This window comes from Gordonibacter pamelaeae 7-10-1-b (genome assembly GCF_000210055.1).
Taxonomy (GTDB): Bacteria; Actinomycetota; Coriobacteriia; order Coriobacteriales; family Eggerthellaceae; genus Gordonibacter; species Gordonibacter pamelaeae.
Genome location: NC_021021.1, coordinates 1,588,293 through 1,591,803 on the forward strand (window position 1 = coordinate 1,588,293; position 3,511 = coordinate 1,591,803).

Annotated in this window: 5 protein-coding genes; 4 read left to right on the forward strand and 1 reads right to left on the reverse strand. The window is 66.9% G+C overall.

Translation table 11 applies throughout. The features are described 5' to 3' along the window. Positions 1 to 347, reverse strand: a 347-nt coding sequence (locus GPA_RS19755; RefSeq protein ID WP_197533080.1) for a hypothetical protein, incomplete at its 3' end; no start/stop codon positions are given. Between the two features lie 40 nt (positions 348 to 387). Between GPA_RS19755 and tatC the strand changes: the two genes are divergently transcribed. The 4 genes from tatC (at position 388) to nadE (ending at position 3,283) form a co-directional block, all read left to right on the forward strand. Continuing rightward, positions 388 to 1,227, forward strand: a complete 840-nt coding sequence (gene tatC, locus GPA_RS07345; RefSeq protein ID WP_041239240.1) for a twin-arginine translocase subunit TatC — start codon at positions 388 to 390, stop codon at positions 1,225 to 1,227. A gap of 59 nt (positions 1,228 to 1,286) precedes the next feature. Next, on the forward strand, positions 1,287 to 1,694 hold the full coding sequence (locus GPA_RS07350; RefSeq protein ID WP_015539465.1) for a hydrogenase maturation nickel metallochaperone HypA/HybF: 408 nt from the start codon (positions 1,287 to 1,289) through the stop codon (positions 1,692 to 1,694). A gap of 36 nt (positions 1,695 to 1,730) precedes the next feature. Next, on the forward strand, positions 1,731 to 2,384 hold the full coding sequence (gene hypB, locus GPA_RS07355) for a hydrogenase nickel incorporation protein HypB (RefSeq protein ID WP_015539466.1): 654 nt from the start codon (positions 1,731 to 1,733) through the stop codon (positions 2,382 to 2,384). A gap of 80 nt (positions 2,385 to 2,464) precedes the next feature. Continuing rightward, the gene (gene nadE, locus GPA_RS07360; protein WP_015539467.1) at positions 2,465 to 3,283 is read left to right on the forward strand and encodes an NAD(+) synthase; all 819 of its coding nucleotides are present in this window, start codon (positions 2,465 to 2,467) and stop codon (positions 3,281 to 3,283) included. Positions 3,284 to 3,511: the final 228 nt, after the last annotated feature.

Here is a 3,511-nt window from a genome sequence, read left to right on the forward strand (position 1 = left end):
GGCTCGTTCGCGAAGCCCGAGGAGGCGAAGCCCGTCTCGACGGCGGCGACCGGGGCGTCCCCGGCGAAGGCCGAGGCCGCGAAACCGGTGACCGAGCCGAAGGCGAAGCCCTCGGCCGACGAGCTGTACGGCACGAAGCCGGCCGCGAAGAAGCCGGCCGCGAAGCCCGCGACGAAGTCCGCAGCTGCTTCGGGGGAGAAGAAAACCTCCGCGACCACAGCGAGGAAAACCTCGGCGGCGAAGCCCGCGAAGACGGAGGCCGAGAAGGCGGCGGCCCGCTCGGCTGCCGCGAAGAAGGCTGCGGCGACGCGCGCCGCGAAGAAGAAGGCGGCCGAGGAGGCCGCCAAGGCCGCGCCCACGACGACGAACGAGAAGGGGGAATAAGCCATGCCTATCGGACCGGCACGTATGCCCCTGTTCGACCATCTGGGCGAGCTGCGCATGCGCCTCGTGCGCATCGTGGCGTGCCTCGCCATCGCCGTGGTGGTGTTCTACATGGCCACGCCCACGATGGGCCAGTTCCTGCTCCAGCCCATCTTCGACTTCCTGCCCAAGAATGCCGACGGCTCGCTGGCGCTGATCGCGCTCGACCCGTTCGAGTCGTTCGCCACGCGCTTCAAGATATCCATCTGGGCGTCTATCGTGGCCTGCTCGCCGGTTATCCTCTGGCAGATCCTCGCGTTCTTCCTGCCGGCGCTCAAGCCCAAAGAGCGCAAGTGGTTCGTTCCCACGTTCGGCGCGGCTGTAGCCCTGTTCGTGTTCGGAACGGTGTTCTGCTATCTGGTCATCCTGAACCCGGCGTTCGAGTGGCTCACCGACCAGGCGGCCGGCTTGGGCGAGATAGCCCCGCGCATGTCGTCCTACATCGACATGATCATCAAGTTCGAGATAGGCTTCGGCTTCGCCTTCGAGCTGCCGTTGGTGGTGTTCTATCTGGTGATCTTCGATATCGTTCCGTATAAGAAGCTGCGCGGCGCGTGGCGCACCGTGTACGTGGCGCTCATGGTCATCTCGGCCATGGTCACGCCGGATGCCTCGCCCGTCACCATGCTGCTCATGTTCGCGGCGCTGCTGGTGCTGTACGAGGGCAGCCTGCTCATCTCGCGCATCGTGCTGGGCAAGCGCATCAAGAAGCAGAACGAGGAGCTTGCGCGCGAAGAGGCCGAGGAAGAGGAGCTGAAGCAGGAGATGCTGGCCAGAAAGAAGGCCAAGGCAGCGAAGAAATAACCGTGCCGACAATCAGGCCCGCCGCTTGATCGGCGGGCCTTTTCGTTAAGGAGCGCATCATGCACGAACTGGGCATCATGACGGGCGTCCTGGACGCCGTGCAAACGTCCGCGAAGCAGGCCGGCGCCGACCGGGTGCTCAAGGTGAGCCTGTCGGTGGGCGAGATGACCGAGGCCATCGAGGATGCGCTGCGCTTCGCCTTCGAGGCGCTGTCGGAGCAGCGCGAGTTTGCGCTGTGCGCCGGCGCCGAGCTCGACATAACCATGGTATGCCCGCGCAGCCGCTGCCTGGAGTGCGGCGCCGAGTACGACCACGACCGCTTCCACATGCTGTGCCCCGAGTGCGGCAGCTTCGCCACGGAGCTCATCGCCGGCCGCGAGCTGCAGATCGACTCGATAGAGGTGGATATCCCCGACGACGAGGAAGAAGGGGCCGTCGCCGCGGAACCCGGCTCTGCCGACGCATAAGTTTGCTATGCTGGGCGCGACTGATAAGGAGCCATCATGCAGATAGATATGAAGCAACCCATCCTCGACAAGAACGATCAGCTGGCCTCGGAGCTGCGCGCGCGGTTCGCCGAGAACAAGGTGTTCGTGCTGGATCTTCTGGCCAGCCCCGGCTCGGGCAAGACGTCCACCATCCTGGCCACCATCGACGCGCTGCGCGACGAGTTCAACATCGCCGTCATCGAGGGCGACATCGCCAGCAACGTGGACGCTGAGAAGATCAAGGCGCAGGGCATCCCCGCCGTACAAATAAACACGGGCGGCGCGTGCCACCTGGAGAGCGCCATGCTCAAGCGCGCCGTGGACGTGCTGGACCTGGCGCGCCTGGACCTCATCATCGTGGAGAACGTGGGCAACCTCGTGTGCCCCACGGACTTCGACCTGGGCGAGAACGCCAAGGTCATGATCCTGTCCGTGCCCGAGGGCGATGACAAGCCCCTCAAGTACCCCGGGGTGTTCCAGGTGGCCGAGGCCGTGGTGCTGAACAAGGTGGACACCCTGCCCGTGTTCAACTTCGATCGCGAGGCGTTCGAGAGCGCCGTGCGCCAGCTGAATCCGCAGGCCCCCATCTTCCCCATCGCCGCCACGAAGGGCGACGGCGTGGAGGCCTGGGCGGAGTGGCTGGCCGACCGCATCCGGGAGATCCAGTAACGGGGGAGCGCCCGCAACCAAGTAGAAACAATCGGCGCCCATACTGGCCGCAACGGCAGGCGCGAGCGAAAGGCTGGCATATGGATACGAGCGAGCGGTACCGCCTCTGCGTCGAGGCGCTGCGGGGCTTTGCGGAGGGCGCCGGGTTCTCCGACGCGGTCATCGGGCTGTCGGGGGGCATGGACTCCAGCATCGTGGCGGTGATGTGCGTGGATGCGTTCGGCGCCGACCATGTGCACGGCGTGCTGCTGCCGGGGCCGTACTCGAGCGAGCACTCGGTGGAGGATGCGCGGGAGCTGGCGGGCAACCTGGGCATCGAGGCGCAGGTCGTGTCCGTCTGCGAGCCGTACGAGGCGTTCGAGCGCGTGCTGGCGCGCGCGTGCGGCGGCGAGCTCGCGGGGTTGGCGGCCGAGAACACGCAGGCGCGCTGCCGCATGGTGTGCCTGATGGCGCTTTCGAACGCGTACGGCTGGATGCTGGTGAACACGGGCAACAAGAGCGAGGCCATGATGGGCTACTCCACGCTCTACGGCGATACGGCCGGCGCCTTCGCCCCCCTCGGCGGCCTGTACAAGACCGACGTGTATGCCGTGGCCCGTTGGCGGAACGCCCAGGCCGAGGCTGCGGGCGCCGTGCCGCCCGTGCCCGAGCGCGTGTTCGCGAAGCCGCCCAGCGCCGAGCTCTCGCCCAACCAGGAGGACGAGAAGAGCATGGGCATAGACTATCCCACGCTCGATGCGCTGCTGCAGGCCCACGTGGAGCGCGGCCTGGGCGCCGATGCGCTGGTGGCGGAAGGCTTCGACGCGGCACAGGTCGAGCGCGTGCTGTCCACCGTGCGCGCCACCGCCTTCAAGCGCGCGCTGGAGCCCCCGTATCCCCAGGCGCCGTTCTACGCGTAGAGGTGAGGGGGCGCCCCCCCATCTCGCACACGCCGCAGGCCGGACGGCGCCCCTCTCCCCATGCGAAGATTGCGTGACAACCCGCTGTCGCCCTGCCGCGCCCGCCTGCGCGGTCACTATACTCGGCGCATCCGGTAATCAACGTGCATTCCCCGTCAAAGGAGCCGCCGCCTCATGGAACGTCGGGCATTCTTCAAACTTGTAGGCGCAGGCGCCGTCGTCGCGGCG

Bases quoted from the DNA above. Each gene is read 5' to 3' on its own strand.
- tatC (WP_041239240.1), top strand. From the start codon at position 388: ATGCCTATCGGACCGGCACGTATGCCCCTGTTCGACCATCTGGGCGAG.
- GPA_RS07350 (WP_015539465.1), top strand. From the start codon at position 1,287: ATGCACGAACTGGGCATCATGACGGGCGTCCTGGACGCCGTGCAAACG.
- hypB (WP_015539466.1), top strand. From the start codon at position 1,731: ATGCAGATAGATATGAAGCAACCCATCCTCGACAAGAACGATCAGCTG.
- nadE (WP_015539467.1), top strand. From the start codon at position 2,465: ATGGATACGAGCGAGCGGTACCGCCTCTGCGTCGAGGCGCTGCGGGGC.